Source organism: Dyella sp. AtDHG13, assembly GCF_003201105.1.
Classification (GTDB): Bacteria; Pseudomonadota; Gammaproteobacteria; order Xanthomonadales; family Rhodanobacteraceae; genus Dyella; species Dyella jiangningensis_B.
This window is the reverse complement of the sequence record NZ_QICJ01000002.1, coordinates 114,629-129,999: the sequence shown is the minus strand read 5'-3', so window position 1 is coordinate 129,999 and position 15,371 is coordinate 114,629. Positions and strand designations below refer to the sequence as shown.

The window sequence follows — 15,371 nt, the reverse complement described above, 5'->3', positions numbered from 1 at the left end:
CGCGCCGGCGTGTCCCTGTTCGACTACCGGAGAATCCCCATGTCCATCACCGCCACGCCGACCCCGGGCAAGCAGCTGCTGACGCCGACCGATCACACGCTGATCCTGATCGACTTCCAGTCGCAGATGTCCTTTGCCACGCACTCCATCGATCCCACCGTGCTGCGCAACAACGCCGCGCTGGTGGCGAACTCGGCGGCCAGCTTCAAGGTGAGCACCATCCTCACCACGGTGGCCGAGAAGACCTTCTCCGGCCCGATGTACAGCGAGATCACCGACCCGTTCCCGGGCCAGGCGCTGCTGGATCGCACCTCGATGAACACCTGGGAAGACGCCGCCGTGATCAAGCGCGTCAACGAGATCGGCAAGAGCCGCGTGGTGCTGGCCGGCCTGTGGACGTCGGTGTGCATCGTCGGCCCGGCGCTGTCGGCGCTGGACCAGGGGTTCGAGGTCTACGTGATCGCCGACGCCTGCGGCGACGTCTCCGCCGAGGCGCACAACCGCGCGATGGAGCGCATGATCCAGGCGGGCGCCCGCCCGATGACCTCGCTGCAGTACCTGCTGGAACTCCAGCGCGACTGGGCGCGCACCGCGACGTACGACAGCACCACCGGCGTCGCCAAGCGCTTCGGCGGCTCGTATGGGCTTGGCATCACCTATGCCAAGAGCATGTTCGGAGCGCACGAAGGCTGAGCGCGGCGCAGTTCTGGAGCATGGCCATGAAAATCTACGTCATCTCGATGGCTGCCGGCGTACTGGTCGGCATCATCTACGCCCTGCTGCAGGTTCGCTCGCCAGCGCCGCCCCTGGTGGCGCTGGTGGGCTTGCTGGGCATCCTGTGCGGAGAACAACTGCCGCCGCTGGTGAAGAACATCCTGCATCGCCAGGCCGAACCCACCGTCTGGCTGCGCGAGCAGGTGAAGCCGCACATGTGCGGTGAATTGCCCACCGCCCGCCGCGCCGCGCGCACGGGCGATGCCACGGAGCAGAAGTCATGAGCGCCGGCGAGCCCGTACCTGACCTGATCCTTCACGGCGGACGCATCACCACGCTGGACCGTGGCCTGCCCGAGGCCGAGGCGGTGGCCATCGCCGATGGCCGTTTCGTGGCCGTGGGACGCAATGCCGAGGTGATGCCGCTGGCCGGCCCGCGCACGCGGGTGATCGACCTCAAGGGCCAGCGCGTGCTGCCGGGCCTGATCGACAACCACCTGCACATCATCCGCGGCGGCCTGAACTACAACCTGGAGCTGCGCTGGGACGGCGTGCGCTCGCTGGCCGATGCCATGGCCATGCTCAAGCAGCAGGTGGCGATCACTCCCGCGCCGCAATGGGTGCGCGTGGTGGGCGGTTTCACCGAGCACCAGTTCGCCGAGAAGCGCCTGTCGACCATCGAGGAACTCAACGCCGTCGCACCGGATACGCCGGTGTTCCTGCTGCACCTGTACGACCGCGCGCTGCTCAACGGCGCCGCCCTGCGTGCGGTGGGTTACACCAGGGATACGCCGGAGCCGCCGGGCGGGCAGATCGTGCGCGATGGCGCTGGCAATCCCACCGGCCTGCTGCTGGCCAAGCCGAATGCCGCGATTCTCTACGCCACGCTGGCGAAGGGGCCGAAGCTGCCGTTCGACTACCAGCTCAATTCCACGCGCCACTTCATGCGCGAGTTGAACCGCCTTGGCGTGACCGGCGCCATCGATGCGGGCGGCGGTTTCCAGAACTACCCCGACGACTATGCCGTGATCGAAAAGCTCGCGGTGGAAAACCAGCTCACCATCCGGCTTGCCTACAACCTGTTCACGCAGAAGCCGAAGCAGGAGAAGGAAGACTTCCTCAACTGGACGCGCAGTTCCAAATACAAGCAGGGCGACGACTATTTCCGCCACAACGGCGCCGGCGAGATGCTGGTGTTCTCCGCGGCGGATTTCGAGGATTTCCGCCAGCCGCGCCCGGACATGCCGCCGCAGATGGAAGGCGAGCTGGAAGAGGTGGTGCGCGTGCTGGCCGAGAACCGCTGGCCGTGGCGCATGCATGCCACCTACGACGAAACGATCAGCCGGGCGCTGGACGTGTTCGAGAAGGTCAATCGCGACATTCCGCTGCAAGGGCTCCACTGGTTCTTCGACCACGCCGAGACCATCTCCGAGCGCTCCATCGACCGCATCGCGGCGCTGGGTGGCGGCGTAGCCGTGCAGCACCGCATGGCCTACCAGGGCGAGTACTTCGTGGAGCGTTACGGCCCGGCCGCCGCGCAGGCAACGCCGCCGGTGAAGCGCATGCTGGAGAAGGGCCTGCGCACCTCGGCCGGCACCGACGCCACGCGCGTGGCGTCGTACAACCCGTGGGTGTCGCTGTCATGGCTGGTGACGGGCAGGACGGTCGGCGGCTTGAACCTGTATCCGCGCGCCAACTGCCTGGATCGCGAAACCGCCTTGCGCATGTGGACCGAGCACGTCACCTGGTTCTCCAATGAGGAGGGCAAGAAGGGCCAGATCAAGGTGGGCCAGCTCGCCGACCTGATCGTGCCCGACCGCGACTTCTTCGCTTGCCCGGAAGCCGATATCGCCGACACGACCTCGTTGCTCACCATCGTCGGCGGACGCGTGGTGTACGGCAGCGGCGGCTATGCCGCGTTCGAGGACGTGAGCGTGCCCCCGGCGATGCCGGAGTGGTCCCCGGTGCGAACCTACGGCGGTTACGGCGCCTGGGCGCAGCAGCGCGACGCGGCACCCGCAACGCCGGTGGCATCCTGCGGCTGCAGCCATGGATGCTCCGTGCATGGCCATGATCACGTGAGTGCGTGGTCGAGCCGCCTGCCGGTGTCGGACCTGAAATCCTTCTGGGGTGCGCTGGGCTGCGCGTGTTGGGCGGTGTGAGCATGCATGCCATGGCGTCGACATCGCGATACGCACGCTTCGCCACACCGCTGGTGCATTGGCTGGCCTTGCTTGGCCTGTGCGCGGCCTATCTCCAGGGCGGCTTGCAGAAGGCGTGGGACATCCACGCCGCGGTGGCGGAAACCGCGCATTTCGGTTTGTCGCCGGCAGTGCCGATCACCTTGCTGACCATCGTGCTGGAGCTGGGGGCTTCGCTCGCCATCCTCACCGGGCGGGGGCGCTGGCTGGGCGCGCTGCTGTTGGCGGTCTTCACGCTGGCGGCGACCTTCGTGGCCAATCGTTTCTGGCAGATGCCGCAGCCCGAGCGGTTTGGCGCCATGAACGCTTTTTTTGAACACCTGGGGTTGGTCGGCGGTTTCCTGCTGGTGGCGTGGCATGACCTGCGCGACCGGGCGGCGGCGCCTTCCCCTGCGGGCTACTGATCATCCAAGGGAGTTTTCCTCATGCGCATGTATTCCAGGCTTCTCGCCTTCGCCCTTGGCTTCAGCGCGGTGGGCGCATCGTCGCTGCCGGCTTTCGCCAAGGAATCGCCCGCCACGCCGATGGTGGCGGTGGGCGCGCAGTACGACACCACGCACGTCTACGTGGCACCGGCCGACGTGGATCGCTTCGTGGAGAGCTTCCTCGCCACCTTCGGCGGCCAGAGCACCAAGCAGGGCATCGCCACGGTGACGCCCACGCCCAGCAGCACCAGCACCCAGCTGTTGCAGACGCCGGTGGGTACGGTGTCGTTGTTCGGCTTCCGCACGCCGGTCCCGCATCCGTTCGGCAGCGAGCGCACGGGCTATCTGGTCACCGACATCGACGTGGCGGTGAGGGCGGCCCGCGTGGCGGGCGCGGATGTGATCGTGCAGACCTTCCCCGATCCCATCGGCCGCGACGTGGTCATCCAGTGGCCGGGCGGCGTGAACATGCAGCTGTACTGGCACACCACGCCGCCGAACTATGCGCCGTTCCAGACCATCCCGGAGAACCGCGTATACGTCTCGCCGGATCGCGCGGACGCGTTCGTGAAGAGCTTCCTGGCGTTCTCGCACGGCAAGGTGGTGTCGGACGAAGCCAAGGCGCCGGGCGTGGAGATCGGCCGCAGCGGCGACAGCTTCCGGCGCATCCGTATCGAATCCACCTTCGGCAAGATGACGGTGTTCGTCACCGACGGGCATCTGCCGTATCCGTATGGCCACGAAATGACCGGCTACGAAGTGGCCAGTCTTGCGGACACGCTGGTCAAGGCGAAGGCGCATGGCGCGAAGGTGCTGGTGGAGCCCTACACCAGCGAAGGCCGCGAATCGGCCTTGGTGGAATTCCCCGGCGGCTACGTGGCCGAGATCCACGCCGGCGCCAGCCACTGACGATCATGAGCGTAGCGGGGCGGGTGCCGGGCCCTTCATGTGTCGCCGCTCCCGTGCGTTCCATGGCGGTGGGGCTGATGCTGGCGGGCGCGGCGCTAGTCTCGGTGGTGGCTCGCGCGCAGGACGCCAGCGCCGATTCCACGGAAGCCACGCCCGCGCAGAACGCGGCGGAGCGGCCGGCGCTGCGCAGCAATCGCTGGCAGGAGGATTGGTCGGTGCTGGCCGATCCTGCCTTGCGTACCCAGTGGGGCGATGCGCTCAAGTACCTGTCGTTGAGCGACGCCGATCCGAAGACGTATCTGTCGTTCGGCGTGAATTTACGTGAGCGAACGGAAATGCAGGATGCGGCCAGTTTCGGCATCGGCCACAACCCGAACGATAGCTATCTGCTGCAGCGGTTCCAGCTGCATGCCGACCTGCATTTCGCGCACTACTGGCAGGCGTTCGTGCAGTTCGAGGATGCGCGCACCGTGGGCAAGCAGGTGATCGGCGGGGCGGATCGCAACCCCTGGGACCTGCGGCTGGCCTTTCTCGCCTACGTCCGCACCTTCGCCAGCGGCACGTTCAAGGCGCGCGTGGGGCGACAGGATTTCGCCTTCGACCTGCAGCGCTTCGTTTCCTTGCGCGACGGCCCGAATGTGCGCCAGTCGTTCGATGCGGTCTGGGCCGACTGGGAAACCGGCAAGTGGCGCTTCATCGGCTTTCTCAGCCAGCCCGTGCAATACAACGACGAACACCCCTTCGACGATACGTCCAACCGGCACTTCCGCTTCCACACGCTGCGCGTCGAGCGGCTGCTGTGGGGCAGGGACGAACTCTCGGCGTACTACTCGCTGTACGCCCGCGACAACGCGCGTTATCTCGATGCCACGGGCAACGAGCATCGCGATGTCTACGACGTGCGTTTCGCGGGCAACCAATCGGGCATCGACTGGGACCTGGAAGCCATGGCGCAGCGCGGCCACGTGGGCGCGAAGGATATCGATGCCTGGGGCACGGGTGCGCGGGTCGGTTACACCTGGCCCGTGGCCTGGTCGCCGCGCATCGGGCTGCAGATCGATGCGGCCTCCGGCGATCGCCATCCCGGCGACGGCACGGTGGGCACCTTCAATCCGCTGTTTCCCAATGGCTACTACTTCACGCTGGCTGGCTATACGGGCTACACCAACCTGCGCCACGTCAAACCCAGCGTGACCATCAAGCCGGTGAGCCGTCTCACGCTGATGGCCGCGGCGGGATTCCAGTGGCGCGAATCCACCGCCGATGCCATCTATGTGCAACCGAATATCCCGCTGCCCGGCACGGCCGGGCATGGCGGCAAATGGACGGGCGTGTATGGACAGCTGCGCGCGGATTACGCCTTCAACGCGAACTTCACCGGGGCACTGGAAGCTGTGCATTTCGACGCGGGGCGGGCGATACGCATGGCCGGCGGACGCGACGGCGATTACCTCGGCGTCGAAGGGAGGTTCATGTGGTGACGTTACGAAAAAGCAAGCCCGGCTGCGGGAGAGGAAAACTGCATGAATGAGAAACCCTGGCTGCCGACCATCCTCAGCGTGATGGCCGGCTATGTGGATACCGCCGGCTTCCTGGCGCTGCACGGCCTGTTCACCGCGCATGTCACCGGTAACTTCGTCACCATCGGCGCGGCCCTGGTGTCGGGAACGTCGGGCATCGTGGCCAAGCTGCTGGCGCTGCCGGTGTTCTGCGTGTTCGTGATCGGCGCACGGCTGCTTCGCTATCGCCTGATCGACGCCGGCCAGCCCGTGGTGCGTTCGCTGCTGTCGCTCAAGCTGGCGCTGTTCGTGGTGGCGATGGTGCTGGCGCTTCATTACGGGCCGTTCCCGCAAGGGGACAGCTGGGCCGCCACGCTCACCGGCATGACCCTGGTCGGTGCGATGGCGATACAGAACGCCGTGCACCGCGTGCATCTGGTCAGCTGGCCGCCGTCCACGCTGATGACGGGCACCACCACGCAGATCATGCTGGACGTGGCCGATCGCCTGCGGGGCGTGCCGCCGGAGCAGCGCGCGGCGCTCGACGGGCGGCTGCGGCGCATGAGTTTTGCCGTGCTGGCCTTCGCCATCGGCTGCGCGGCGGGCGCCCTGTTCTATGCCATCGGCGGCATGTGGTGCTTCGTGGTGCCGCCCTTGCTGAGCGTGGCGGCGGTGCTGCGCTATGGCGATGCCGATCCCATGCCGACGCCGAAATGACATTTGCCATTCCATACTCGATGGATCAACCGCGGAGACTCCCCATGAGCAAAACCACCAAGGCCAAGAGCGATACCAGCAGTGCCAAGGTCCGCCAGAAGGCGGCGCTGAATACGCCGTCTGCGCTGGGCGAAAAGGCGACGCGCGACATCTCCGGCGAGCTGAATGCCTTGCTGGCCGACGTGCTGGCCCTGTACCTGAAGACCAAGAATTTCCATTGGCACATGTCCGGGCCGTATTTCCGCGACTACCACCTGCTGCTCGACGAACAGTCGGACCAGATCTACGCCACGGTGGACCCCATCGCCGAGCGCGTGCGCAAGCTGGGTGGCACCACGCTGCGTTCGCTCGGGCACGCCAAGCGCCTGGCGCGGCTGTCCGACAACGACGCGGACTTCGTGACGCCGGACGACATGCTGGCCGAGCTGCGCGAGGACAACCAGCGCCTCGCCGGCTATATGCGCGCCACGCACGAGCTGTGCGACGAGTACGGCGACGTCGCCACGGCCAGCCTGCTGGAAAACTGGATCGACGAGGCCGAGCGCCGCGTGTGGTTCCTGTTCGAGACCAGCCGTCACTCCTGATCGCGTTCACGCTATCGCGTCCGCGCCGCACGGCATCGCCGTGCGGCTTCCGGCGGGTCGTTTCGGCATGCGGGGAGACGTTCACATACGTCCACGCGCGGTCACATGCGCAACGCATGCGGCTAACGGCAGGGGCTTCAGGATGGCGCGTGGCAGCGCGCGGCCGGCGTCCGGCGCGTGCCGTTGCCGAGGAAGCCTTCATGTCCCGTCGAGAACCAAGCCATTCCGACCATGCCAGCGAGCCGTCTCGCCCGGACACCCACGCGACGCGCATTTCGCGCAAGGCGATCGAGCAGCACCGCCAGGAGCTGCAGGACGAGGCGCTGGAAGAAACCTTCCCGGCGAGCGATCCGCCGTCGCCGTTCGTGCCGGCGTTGCCGCCGGGCAGGCGCCACTGAGCGCGGGGCCTTTTTGCTGATGGCGTGGCGGATGGATCGCCGTGGATAGCCTGCTGCGCTGGTGGCAGCACGACCCGTGGACGCGACTGGGCATGGCGGTTGCCGTGGCGCTGGTGGTGTCCGTGGTGCTGCGTGCGCTGGCTTACGCGGTGCTGCGGCATCTGGCCAAGCGGCGTCCGTTGGCGGCCGATCTGCTGGGGCGCGCCAGTGCGCCCATGGAGTGGCTGATCCCCTTGCTGATCCTGGTGGCGTCGCTGCGCGTGCTGCCGGACGCCGACGTGCTGCCGCCCTTCGTGCTGGTGCAGCACGTGCTGCTGATCGCCTTGATGGTGGCGCTGACCTGGTTGGCGCTGCGTTGCCTGGGCACGCTGGAGCTGGCGGCCATCCGCAAGTATCCGCTGGATGTGGCGGACAACCTGGCGGCCCGCCGCATGATCACGCAGGTGCGCGTCCTGCGGCGCACGGCGGACGTGCTGGTGCTGTTGCTGGGCGCCTCAGCGATCCTGCTGACGATTCCCGGCGTGCGCCAACTCGGCACCAGCCTGCTGGCGTCCGCGGGTGTGGCGGGGCTGGCGCTGGGCATCGCGGCCAAGCCGGTGCTGAGCAACCTTATCGCGGGCCTGCAGATCGCCGTGACCCAGCCCATTCGGCTGGACGACGTGGTGATCATCCAGGGCGAGTGGGGCCGCATCGAGGAAATCACCGGCAGCTATGTCGTAGTGCGCATCTGGGACGAGCGCCGCATGGTGGTGCCGCTGAGCTGGTTCATGGAAAACCCGTTCCAGAACTGGACGCGCACCAGCGCGCAGCTGCTCGGCACGGTGTTCCTGTGGATGGACTACGGCGTGCCTACGCAACCGCTGCGCGAGGAACTCGGCCGCCTGTGCCGCGAGGCCGCCGAGTGGGACGGGCGCGTGTGCGTGCTGCAGGTGACCGATGCGAACGAGCGCGCGGTGCAGTTGCGCGCCCTGGTGAGTTCGACCGATTCCGGGCGCAACTTCGACCTGCGCTGCAAGGTGCGCGAGGGGCTGATCACCTTCATCAAGGCGCATTACCCGGAAGCCTTGCCGCGCCTGCGCGCCGAGCTGGAGGGCTCAGGCCAGGCCGCGCCAGCGCGCGACCATGCCGACTCCCTTGGCGACGGCGCTCGATAGCAGGCGCAGGTCCAGCGGCATGTCCGGGCGCTGGACGTCCAGCAGCAGGGCGATGCGCGTCTGCCCGCCACGGTTCCACACCTCGTGCGGATAGGTGTCGTCCCACAGCAGCTGTTCGCCGTTGCCGAGCCGATGTTCCTCGCCGGCCAGCCATAGCACGGCGGCCGGGCGGCCATCCTCCGCCAGGGGCGCTTCCAGGTTCAGCTGGTAGCGCAGGATGCCCCGGAACGGGCCGCAATGACGCGGTATGTGCTTGTACGGCGCCAGGAACGAGAGCGTGGCCGACAGCACGCCGGGGCAGGCCGCCAGCAGCTCGGCGAGGAACGGGCAGTGCGCCTGGTTGGCGCGGATGTCCTGCCCGTAGATCCTGAGCAGGAACATGCGCCAGTCGCGTCCGTCGGTGGCGGAGATATCGGCCTGGGCCGGCATGATCTCGTGGAATCGGGGAATGGGCTGGTTGCTTTCGAGCACGGCCATGGCCTCGCCGCGCAAAACTTCCCAGGCATCGTGGAAGTGGCGGGCGTCAGGGAAGCAGGTGTCGATGTCCAGCACGGGCGGCGTGTTGATGCGGGCGTCGTAGAGACGGCGGATGGCCCGTGATGACAGCTCATAGAGCGACTCCATCTTCGGTTTTCCCTTTTTTTGCTGGGTGGGCGTTCGCCCCGGCGCCACTGACTGCCTTCTCCGGTAGCCGACGTGTTGCACGGTAGCGACAGGAATCTCCTTGTCCCGTGAACGCACGGTAGGCACTTCGGTCGACACGCAAGGCGTGCGTATTCAGTTGAGAAAAGTGGCCTTTACGGCTGTTTTTCCGCGAGATTTTGCTTGTATTTTACGTGACGTCACGTAAAAATAGGCGCAAATGAGGAGGATGCACCATGGTTGACCCACAAGATCCGGGCACGCTTGCCTTGCCCCTGACGTTCAAGCGAGCGCGAGGTCGGCCGCGCAAGCCCAATGCGTTGACGCCCGCGGAGCGGGCGCGTCGATACCGGGCGCGGAAAAAGACGCTGTCGGCGCACGTGGTATCGCTGGCCATTCACAACGAGGTGGTGCGCGAGCGTGACAGCGCGCTATCGCAAGTAAGGCAGCTGCGCGGCGAGCTGGAGCGCCTGCTGCAGCAACTGCATTCCTGATTCGCGGCAGGCGCGGCAAGGCCGCGCGCCGTGCAGGATGGACGTGACCGCCCCGGGTGGCGGTCGCGCGCGTTTGTTTTCTCTGGCCGGTGATCGCGTGACGCGGCGGCGAGGTTCCATTCACGGCCGCATGGACATCCGGCACGGGCATCCCGCCATCGCTTGCGCTGCAATGCCGGGACCCACGCCCGCACAAGGACTCCCGCCGTGCGCATGACGCTTCGCTGGTTCGCCTGGTTTGCCGCATGCGTGCCGTTAGGGGCGGCGGCCGACGCTCCCGTGGCTTCCGTGCAGCCCTGGACGCCCATGGGCGTATCGAGCGAGCTGTTCGAGTCGCACCCCGCCTTTGATCCCAAGACGGGCGAGCTGTATTTCGTGCGCAGCTCCAAGTCGTTTTCCGGCTGGCGCATCCTGCATTCGCATTGCGAAGGCGCGCGCTGGAGCGAACCGACGGATGCGCCGTTCGCCGGGCCGGGCACGGAGGCCGATCCGTGGTTCACGCCGGACGGCCGCAGCGTCTACTTCATTTCCACGCGGGCGACCGGCAGCCTGAAAAGCAAGGATCTGGATATCTGGCGCGCGGACCGCGCGGCGGATGGCCACTGGAATGCGCCGGTGCGCCTGCCCGCGCCGGTGAATTCGGATCAGGCGGAATGGTTTCCGCGACTGGGCACGGACGGCTGGCTGTACTTCGGCTCGAATCGCCCGGGCGGCTTCGGCAAGAACGACATCTGGCGTGCGCGCGAGACCACGCCCGGGCAATGGGTGGTGGAGAATGCGGGGCCCGCGATCAATACGGCGGGCGACGAGTACGAGCCGCTGCCATCGCCAGACGGCAAGCGGCTCATCGTGGAGGCGGACGGCGGCCTCTACCAATCACTGCGCGGACCCAAGGGCTGGCTGCCTCGAACGAAGCTGGGCCCGGCGATCAACGTCAACGGCTCGGAGATCGGCGCGCTGTTTTCGCCGTCCGGCAAGACGCTGTTGTTCGCACGCGACACCGGCGAGCCGAAGTCCGGCGAATTCTTCGTGTGGCACATCGAGGGCAACGAATCGTGGCCGCCGTCGTGCGGCGGCACGTCCGTCAAGCCTTGAGTTCGGCCTTCAGCGCGTCGGCCTGCTTGGGGAACCACGGGCCATTGGTTTCCAGCACTTCGCTGGCGAGCTTCCGCGCCTCGTCGTCGCGGTGCAGTGCCTTCAACGCCTTCACGCGTTGCAGGGCCACGGCAAGCCGGTTCGCGCCGTAGGCCTTGTCGGCGGCCTGCGCAAGATAAGGCAGCGCATCGGCGGGCTTGCCCGCTTCCACGAGGCTGCGGCCGTAGCGGTAGGCGTAGACGTAGTCGTCCGGATAGGCTGCGATCAGCTTGCGCTGGTAGTCGTCGAGTTCGGCGCTGCGCTTGGCCTTGGCCAGGTAGATGCGCAGGTTGTCGGCCAGGTTGCGGTCGCTGGCGAGGTTGCTGCCCAGGCGCTGGCGCGTCTGCGTGATGGCGCGGTCGAGCAGGGCGGAAGCCGCAGTCGGGTCGCCCAGAACCTGGTCGAGTTCCGCGCTCGCCAGCACCGCGCTGCGCTGGTCGGCGCAGGCGGGCTGGGCCACCAGCACCTGCGTGTTGACGTAGCTATCCATCGGCTTGCGTTGCGGGGCGAGCAAGGCCTTGCGATCGGCAGCCGGCAGTTTTTCGGTGGCTTCGAGCAGATCGTCCAGCACGTAGGGACGCTGGCAGCCGATATCCTGCGCCAGCACTTTCTGCGCGTTCGCGATCACGGCGGCGTTGTCCTTGGCGGCAAGCGCCTTGATCAGCGCGAGCTGGTCGAGCGCCACCGCGACGCGGGCATTGCCGCGCGCCTGCTGTTGCCGCGGCGCGGGCAACGAGGAAAACCATGCCAGCCCTTCCACGCCTTCGGAGCGCGCCTGGTAGGCCTCCAGTACGTTGGCGACGTCGTCGATGCTGCCTTTGCCCGCCTTCTGCTTCAGGCCGTCGAGCGTGTTGCCGGTGGCGAGGATGGCGGTGATCTTCGGATAGAACTTCTCGCGCGGCTGTTCCGCGGTGACGCGGCCCAGTTCATTGCCGTGCTCGTCCAGCACCACGTAGCTGGGCAGGAAGGAGGCGTTGAGCTTCTTCATCCACGTCTGGCCGTCGGGCGAATCCGCGTCCGCCTCCACCACGATGGCCTTGCGCTGCACGTCGTCCCATTCCGGGCCATTCAATACGTGACTGGCCATGTAGTAGCAGGAGTAGCACCACACCGCCTGGAAATCGACGAGTACCGGACGGTGCTGCTCGGCCGATGCCTTCAGGGCCTCGTCGATGGTCGTTGGCGTGCTGGCTTCCGCCGCGTGCGCGCCGGCGGGCAGCGCGGCAACCAGCAGGGCGGCGAGCAGGTGTTTCTTCACGCGACGAAGAGTGCGGGACATGGCGGCGGCTTCCAGGTGGACGGGGGCGACAAGGTGGGAAGGATGGCCTTGCGGGCCATCCTTCCCGATGCGGTCACGAGGGGATGACGGCATCGACACGGGCGTCAGTAGTCGTAGGTGGCGCTCAGGCGCACATAGCGCGGCTGCTGGCGAACGATGGACGAGCCGTACAGCGGATCCGGCGTGCCTGGCGAGATCTGGTAGTACGGATAGGCATTGAGGATGGCCTGCGAGTTGAACACGTTGAACACGTTGAGCGAGAAGCCCAGCTTGTGGTCGGCGAACGCGGGGCGGTAGCTGGCGCCGAGGTCCAGCTGGCGGTTCCACGGCAGGCGGTGCGTGCCCGGCGGCGAGGGCTGGCCGCCGCACCAGTGGTACGAGCTGCCGTAGCCGTTCGGGTCGGTCTGGTCGGGGCCGTAGAAGCCCAGGCAGTTGCGCGGGTTGCCCGACACCAGCGACAGGTTGCCCGACACCTGCCATTGCGGATTGAACTGGTAGTAGCCGAACAACTTGATCTGGTGCGTGTGGTCGTTGCTCTGCGCGCCGTTGCTGCTGGACATCAGCGAGGGGAAATCCCAGTCGATGCTGGTGGACGCTGCGGTCTGGCGGATGTCCGAACGCAACTGGCCTTCGGTATCGCCGTAGCTGCGCGAGAACACGTAGTCGATCTTGCCGTACCAGTGGCCGTCGAACGGATGCTCCAGGAAGGTCTCCAGCGCGTAGTACTTGCGCTTGAGCGGCGGGAAGCCCATCTCGGCATTGCTCAGCGACACGCTGCGGTAGGCGCCCGTGTCGTCGATCACGGTGAAGGTGTTCGCGCGTCCCGGGTTGATCAGGTAGCAGCTGTTGGTGGCGCTGACGCTGTAGCCCAGCGCGGCGGCCTTGTTCTCGATGGCGGGCACGTCGCAGTAGTCGTCGATGGCGTTGCGCAGGATGCGCTGCGTCAGCTTCGCGCCGTAGACCCAGTTCGCGCCGAGCGTCTTGGTGAAGCCCAGGATGAATTCGTCCTGGTATTCCGGCTTGATGTTCTGCGCGGTCACCGTCTTCGGGTCGGGCAGCACGCCGTAGGTGTTGTTGGACGACACCGGGTTGGAGAACGGCACCAGCCCGGTCGGCGTGCCATCGGGGGCGATGCCGGCATAGGTGAAGTACTGCTGCGTGGACACATACGCGCCGGCCGCGTTGAGCGCGGGGTTCAGCGGCAGGCCCAGGTAATAGCGGCCGGCATTGCCGTACACCTTGAAGCTGGAGTCGCCGTTCACGTCCCAGCTGAAGCCCAGGCGCGGCGCCCACTGCGCGCTGTGCTGGCGGATGTACGCATCGCCGTTGGCGTTGTAGTCGGTGAACTGGTCGTTGCGCAGGCCCAGCGAGAGCAGCCAGCGGTCGGTCAGCTGCCACTTGTCCTCGATGTACTGCGCGCGCTGCGCCGATCGCACGCTGGCGATGGAGCTGTTGACGTACTGGATCGCGTAATAGCCCGACGCGCCGTTGGGGTAATTGGCCGGTGCGCCCACGCCCAGGCTGGGGATCAGCGCGACGTTCGGCGTGGTGGTGTACGCATAGCCCCAGTAATAGCCCGGGCCGGAGTTCTGGCTGCCCTGGTCGATGGCGCGCGAGTTCTGGTTGTCGATGCCCGCTGAAATCGTGTGCGAGCCGATCTGGTAGCTCAGGTCGATGCGCAGGTTGTCGGTGGTGGTGTGGCGGTTGGGGTTGTACAGCGACTGCGTCACCTGGCCGTTGCCGATGGGGCTGCCGTTGATGTACGCCGGGTTCTGGAATTCGATGTCCGTGAGGTAAGTCTGGCTGCCGTCGTAGTTGCCCGGCACGTCGTAGTTCATCAGCTTCATCTTGCCGTACATGGCGGAGAAGGTGAGGCTGTCGGTGAGGTAGCTGGTGAACTTGGCAGTGTAGAGATCGCCACCGGTCTTGATGTTGTCGTCGAGGTTGATGAAGTTGCCGCGCGACAGCGTGGCGTAGTCGTAGCCGTAAATGGAGCCCGACGTCTCGCGCTTGCTGGAGGCGCCGGTGATCTCCAGGATGTTGCTGTCGGTGATGTTCCAGTCCAGCTTGGCGTACCACTTGGGGCTTTTGTACGTGTAGTCCACGTAGGGCTTGGCGCTGGATACGTTGTTGACCGTGTCGCCTTCCTGCTTGGTGGCTTCGGCGGCGATGAACAGGAACAGCTTGTCCTTGATCAGCGGGCCGCCGAGGTAGGCGTCATACGTGGTGGTCCACTGGCGGTTGCGGCTGTTGGGGTCGTACAGGCCGCCGGCCACCGGCGAGGCGGGCCGGCCGTTGGTGTAGTAGGTGTTGGCCGCATCGGACTGCGCGAAGGCCGGCTCCCACAGCACCTGGCCGCCGAAGTGCCATTCGTTGGTGCCGCGCTTGCCGACCTGGTTGATCACGCCGCCGTCGGAGCGGCCGTACTGCGCGCTGTAGCCGCCGGTGTAGATCTCCTGCTGCTCGATGGCGCCATAGGGCAGGGCCAGGCCGCCCAGGCCGCGCTGCGGATCGGTGGTGTTGAATCCGTTGATGTAGTACGCGTTCTCGCTGGCCGCCGAACCGCCAAAGCTCACCAGCGGCTGGCCGGTGGGGCCGGTGTAGCCGCCGCTGTTGCCGGCGACGCCGGGCGCGAGCAGGGCGATGGCTTCGGCCGAACGGCCCAGCGGCAGGCGGGCGAGTTCGTCGGCGGTGATCACGGTGCGCGAGTCCACCGTGGTGACGTCGATCGGCGGCGTCGCGTTGGCCGACACGCTCACCGCGCCCAGGGTGGTCGCGGCCGCGGTGTCGAACGACACCTCGGTGCCGGAGCCCACGCGCAGGGAAATGTCGTTGCGCGTGTCGACCGCGTTGCCCTCGTGCAGCAGCGTCACCGTGTACGTGCCCAGCGGAAGTTCGCTCGCGCTGTAGCGGCCGTGGCTGTCGACCGCCACGGTGCGCGCGATGCCGGTGCTGCTCTTGATCTGTACGGTCTCGCCGCGGCCTGCCGGCACCTGGCCGAAGATGCTGCCGGTGGTGGACTGGGCGAAGACGGGCGCGGCGCCCAGCGCCAGCAGGGTGGTCAGTGCGGCCGCCAATGGACGCGGCGAAACGAAGTGCTTGTTCAAAGTCGGTTCTCGAAGTTTCGGGAAGCGGGTGCCGTCGCCGAGCGCATCCATGCGCAATGCGATAGCCACAGGCTTTCGCAACCCCAGGCTTCCGCATGGGCGACGGCGTTCGGAG

15 protein-coding genes are annotated in these 15,371 nt (G+C 66.8%); 12 read left to right on the top strand and 3 right to left on the bottom strand.

Annotated elements, in window-relative coordinates; all coding sequences use genetic code 11:
* Nucleotides 1–39: 39 nt before the first annotated feature.
* The 10 genes from BDW41_RS03360 (at nt 40) to BDW41_RS03315 (ending at nt 8,600) form a co-directional block, all read left to right on the top strand.
* Nucleotides 40–693 carry a hydrolase gene (locus tag BDW41_RS03360; RefSeq protein ID WP_074546608.1) on the top strand — a complete coding sequence of 218 codons (654 nt, stop codon included), beginning with the start codon at nt 40–42 and terminating at the stop codon, nt 691–693.
* A gap of 26 nt (nt 694–719) precedes the next feature.
* Nucleotides 720–998, top strand: a complete 279-nt coding sequence (locus BDW41_RS03355) for a XapX domain-containing protein (protein WP_074546605.1) — start codon at nt 720–722, stop codon at nt 996–998.
* Nucleotides 995–2,875, top strand: coding sequence for an amidohydrolase (locus BDW41_RS03350; protein WP_074546603.1), 1,881 nt, complete (start codon nt 995–997; stop codon nt 2,873–2,875). The genes BDW41_RS03355 and BDW41_RS03350 overlap by 4 nt, the downstream gene beginning before the upstream one ends.
* Before the next feature lie 11 nt (nt 2,876–2,886).
* The gene (locus BDW41_RS03345; RefSeq protein WP_074546958.1) at nt 2,887–3,318 is read left to right on the top strand and encodes a DoxX family protein; all 432 of its coding nucleotides are present in this window, start codon (nt 2,887–2,889) and stop codon (nt 3,316–3,318) included.
* Nucleotides 3,319–3,339: 21 nt separating this feature from the next.
* Nucleotides 3,340–4,248 (top strand): glyoxalase, encoded by a 909-nt coding sequence (locus tag BDW41_RS03340; RefSeq protein WP_199535265.1) that lies wholly within the window; start codon nt 3,340–3,342, stop codon nt 4,246–4,248.
* A gap of 62 nt (nt 4,249–4,310) precedes the next feature.
* Nucleotides 4,311–5,729, top strand: coding sequence for an alginate export family protein (locus tag BDW41_RS03335; protein WP_074546600.1), 1,419 nt, complete (start codon nt 4,311–4,313; stop codon nt 5,727–5,729).
* 42 nt (nt 5,730–5,771) lie between these two features.
* Nucleotides 5,772–6,464: a YoaK family protein gene (locus BDW41_RS03330; RefSeq protein ID WP_074546598.1), complete on the top strand. Its 693-nt coding sequence runs from the start codon at nt 5,772–5,774 to the stop codon at nt 6,462–6,464.
* Nucleotides 6,465–6,508: 44 nt separating this feature from the next.
* The gene (locus BDW41_RS03325) at nt 6,509–7,048 is read left to right on the top strand and encodes a DNA starvation/stationary phase protection protein (RefSeq protein WP_074546595.1); all 540 of its coding nucleotides are present in this window, start codon (nt 6,509–6,511) and stop codon (nt 7,046–7,048) included.
* A 200-nt stretch (nt 7,049–7,248) separates the two neighbouring features.
* A complete protein-coding gene (locus tag BDW41_RS03320) occupies nt 7,249–7,446 on the top strand; it encodes a hypothetical protein (protein ID WP_146217294.1) in 198 nt (65 codons plus the stop codon).
* A gap of 41 nt (nt 7,447–7,487) precedes the next feature.
* Nucleotides 7,488–8,600, top strand: a complete 1,113-nt coding sequence (locus BDW41_RS03315; protein ID WP_233496760.1) for a mechanosensitive ion channel domain-containing protein — start codon at nt 7,488–7,490, stop codon at nt 8,598–8,600.
* On the opposite strand, the gene BDW41_RS03310 is transcribed toward BDW41_RS03315, so the two are convergent.
* Nucleotides 8,541–9,224: an aspartyl/asparaginyl beta-hydroxylase domain-containing protein gene (locus BDW41_RS03310; RefSeq protein ID WP_074546588.1), complete on the bottom strand. Its 684-nt coding sequence runs from the start codon at nt 9,222–9,224 to the stop codon at nt 8,541–8,543. The genes BDW41_RS03315 and BDW41_RS03310 overlap by 60 nt on opposite strands.
* 254 nt (nt 9,225–9,478) lie before the next feature.
* Here BDW41_RS03310 and BDW41_RS03305 point away from each other — a divergent pair, with 254 nt between their 5' ends.
* Nucleotides 9,479–9,736: a hypothetical protein gene (locus tag BDW41_RS03305; RefSeq protein WP_074546586.1), complete on the top strand. Its 258-nt coding sequence runs from the start codon at nt 9,479–9,481 to the stop codon at nt 9,734–9,736.
* A 213-nt stretch (nt 9,737–9,949) separates the two neighbouring features.
* On the top strand, nt 9,950–10,831 hold the full coding sequence (locus BDW41_RS03300; protein WP_074546585.1) for a PD40 domain-containing protein: 882 nt from the start codon (nt 9,950–9,952) through the stop codon (nt 10,829–10,831).
* On the opposite strand, the gene BDW41_RS03295 is transcribed toward BDW41_RS03300, so the two are convergent.
* Both BDW41_RS03295 and BDW41_RS03290 read right to left on the bottom strand, forming a co-directional pair.
* The gene (locus BDW41_RS03295; RefSeq protein ID WP_158536971.1) at nt 10,821–12,149 is read right to left on the bottom strand and encodes a thioredoxin family protein; all 1,329 of its coding nucleotides are present in this window, start codon (nt 12,147–12,149) and stop codon (nt 10,821–10,823) included. The two genes, BDW41_RS03300 and BDW41_RS03295, sit on opposite strands and share 11 nt — an antisense overlap.
* A gap of 104 nt (nt 12,150–12,253) precedes the next feature.
* Nucleotides 12,254–15,205 carry a TonB-dependent receptor gene (locus tag BDW41_RS03290; RefSeq protein ID WP_074546956.1) on the bottom strand — a complete coding sequence of 984 codons (2,952 nt, stop codon included), beginning with the start codon at nt 15,203–15,205 and terminating at the stop codon, nt 12,254–12,256.
* Nucleotides 15,206–15,371: the final 166 nt, after the last annotated feature.

Excerpts from the sequence above, each read along its gene's own strand:
- BDW41_RS03335 (WP_074546600.1), top strand. The coding sequence starts at position 4,311 with ATGGCGGTGGGGCTGATGCTGGCGGGCGCGGCGCTAGTCTCGGTGGTG.
- BDW41_RS03305 (WP_074546586.1), top strand. The coding sequence starts at position 9,479 with ATGGTTGACCCACAAGATCCGGGCACGCTTGCCTTGCCCCTGACGTTC.
- BDW41_RS03345 (WP_074546958.1), top strand. The coding sequence starts at position 2,887 with ATGGCGTCGACATCGCGATACGCACGCTTCGCCACACCGCTGGTGCAT.
- BDW41_RS03350 (WP_074546603.1), top strand. The coding sequence starts at position 995 with ATGAGCGCCGGCGAGCCCGTACCTGACCTGATCCTTCACGGCGGACGC.
- BDW41_RS03330 (WP_074546598.1), top strand. The coding sequence starts at position 5,772 with ATGAATGAGAAACCCTGGCTGCCGACCATCCTCAGCGTGATGGCCGGC.
- BDW41_RS03320 (WP_146217294.1), top strand. The coding sequence starts at position 7,249 with ATGTCCCGTCGAGAACCAAGCCATTCCGACCATGCCAGCGAGCCGTCT.
- BDW41_RS03340 (WP_199535265.1), top strand. The coding sequence starts at position 3,340 with ATGCGCATGTATTCCAGGCTTCTCGCCTTCGCCCTTGGCTTCAGCGCG.
- BDW41_RS03325 (WP_074546595.1), top strand. The coding sequence starts at position 6,509 with ATGAGCAAAACCACCAAGGCCAAGAGCGATACCAGCAGTGCCAAGGTC.
- BDW41_RS03295 (WP_158536971.1), bottom strand. The coding sequence starts at position 12,149 with ATGTCCCGCACTCTTCGTCGCGTGAAGAAACACCTGCTCGCCGCCCTG.
- BDW41_RS03355 (WP_074546605.1), top strand. The coding sequence starts at position 720 with ATGAAAATCTACGTCATCTCGATGGCTGCCGGCGTACTGGTCGGCATC.
- BDW41_RS03310 (WP_074546588.1), bottom strand. The coding sequence starts at position 9,224 with ATGGAGTCGCTCTATGAGCTGTCATCACGGGCCATCCGCCGTCTCTAC.
- BDW41_RS03300 (WP_074546585.1), top strand. The coding sequence starts at position 9,950 with ATGACGCTTCGCTGGTTCGCCTGGTTTGCCGCATGCGTGCCGTTAGGG.
- BDW41_RS03360 (WP_074546608.1), top strand. The coding sequence starts at position 40 with ATGTCCATCACCGCCACGCCGACCCCGGGCAAGCAGCTGCTGACGCCG.